2 tRNA genes and 1 rRNA gene are annotated in these 2092 nt (G+C 56.2%); all 3 read right to left on the reverse strand.

The window, feature by feature from the left end:
• The 3 genes from ACW4DH_RS18915 to ACW4DH_RS18925 all read right to left on the reverse strand — a co-directional run bounded on the left by ACW4DH_RS18915 (nt 1) and on the right by ACW4DH_RS18925 (nt 1905).
• Nucleotides 1-76, reverse strand: a tRNA-Ala gene (locus ACW4DH_RS18915).
• A 118-nt stretch (nt 77-194) separates the two neighbouring features.
• Nucleotides 195-271 (reverse strand) — tRNA-Ile (locus tag ACW4DH_RS18920).
• A 94-nt stretch (nt 272-365) separates the two neighbouring features.
• Nucleotides 366-1905: ribosomal RNA gene (locus ACW4DH_RS18925) — 16S ribosomal RNA — on the reverse strand.
• Nucleotides 1906-2092 lie beyond the last annotated feature (187 nt).

The raw sequence follows: 2092 nt of genomic DNA on the forward strand, positions 1-2092 counted from the left end.
TGGTGGAGCCTAGCGGGATCGAACCGCTGACCTCCTGCGTGCAAGGCAGGCGCTCTCCCAGCTGAGCTAAGGCCCCTTTTCGAATCGCTGAAAGGATCGTCTCCTTCGCGATTAAATCTTTTCCAGGCAAGGCGAATCGGGGCGACACATAGCCTGCTATGTGAGTCACGATTCAACGCCGCATGGGGAAGATTTGGTGGGTCTGGGCAGACTCGAACTGCCGACCTCACCCTTATCAGGGGTGCGCTCTAACCAACTGAGCTACAGACCCAGCACCACTACCGGGTCCGGGACCCAACAGTTTTCGCTCTGGTCGATCAGGTAATTCATTGTGGACACTTGCCTGCAAGAGGCGATACGTCGTTTAAGGAGGTGATCCAGCCGCAGGTTCCCCTACGGCTACCTTGTTACGACTTCACCCCAGTCATGAACCACACCGTGGTGATCGCCCTCCCGAAGGTTAGGCTAACCACTTCTGGTGCAGTCCACTCCCATGGTGTGACGGGCGGTGTGTACAAGGCCCGGGAACGTATTCACCGTGACATTCTGATTCACGATTACTAGCGATTCCGACTTCACGGAGTCGAGTTGCAGACTCCGATCCGGACTGAGGCAGGCTTTCTGGGATTCGCTCCACGTCGCCGTCTTGCAACCCTTTGTACCTGCCATTGTAGCACGTGTGTAGCCCTACCCGTAAGGGCCATGATGACTTGACGTCGTCCCCACCTTCCTCCGGTTTGTCACCGGCAGTCTCCCTAGAGTTCCCGGCCGGACCGCTGGCAAATAGGGATAGGGGTTGCGCTCGTTACGGGACTTAACCCAACATTTCACAACACGAGCTGACGACAGCCATGCAGCACCTGTCTCTGCGTTCCCGAAGGCACCCCTTCGTCTCCGAAGGGTTCGCAGGATGTCAAGGGTAGGTAAGGTTCTTCGCGTTGCATCGAATTAAACCACATGCTCCACCGCTTGTGCGGGCCCCCGTCAATTCATTTGAGTTTTAACCTTGCGGCCGTACTCCCCAGGCGGTCGACTTATCGCGTTAACTGCGCCACTAAGAACTCAAGGCTCCCAACGGCTGGTCGACATCGTTTACGGCGTGGACTACCAGGGTATCTAATCCTGTTTGCTACCCACGCTTTCGCACCTCAGTGTCAGTGTCAGTCCAGAAGGCCGCCTTCGCCACTGGTATTCCTCCCGATCTCTACGCATTTCACCGCTACACCGGGAATTCTACCTTCCTCTCCTGCACTCTAGCCTGACAGTTCCGGATGCCGTTCCCAGGTTGAGCCCGGGGCTTTCACAACCGGCTTATCAAGCCACCTACGCGCGCTTTACGCCCAGTAATTCCGATTAACGCTTGCACCCTCCGTATTACCGCGGCTGCTGGCACGGAGTTAGCCGGTGCTTCTTCTGTGGGTGATGTCGTTCCTGGCGGGTATTGGCCGCCAGGCCTTCTTCCCCACTGAAAGTGCTTTACAACCCGAAAGCCTTCTTCACACACGCGGCATGGCTGGATCAGGCTTGCGCCCATTGTCCAATATTCCCCACTGCTGCCTCCCGTAGGAGTCTGGGCCGTGTCTCAGTCCCAGTGTGGCTGATCATCCTCTCAGACCAGCTACGGATCGTCGCCTTGGTGAGCCGTTACCTCACCAACCAGCTAATCCGACATAGGCTCATCCGATAGCGCAAGGCCCGAAGGTCCCCTGCTTTCTCCCGTAGGACGTATGCGGTATTAGCCTGGGTTTCCCCAGGTTATCCCCCACTACCGGGCAGATTCCTATGCATTACTCACCCGTCCGCCGCTCGTCAGCATCCAGCAAGCTGGACCTGTTACCGCTCGACTTGCATGTGTTAGGCCTGCCGCCAGCGTTCAATCTGAGCCATGATCAAACTCTTCAGTTTAAAATCATATAGTCCGTTAAGCGGACCAAACTTGGCTCAAGGTCAATGCTTCTCAAAAAGACCCGAGGGTCTTTGACGAGTCGCTTGCCTTGAAGGTCTTGGTGACTTCTCACCCCTTCGCAGACAAGCGCCCACATGAATTACCTGATCGATTGTTAAAGAGCGTCTCGCTGAAGCGTCTGTCGAC

The organism is Halomonas sp. WWR20 (assembly GCF_054602495.1).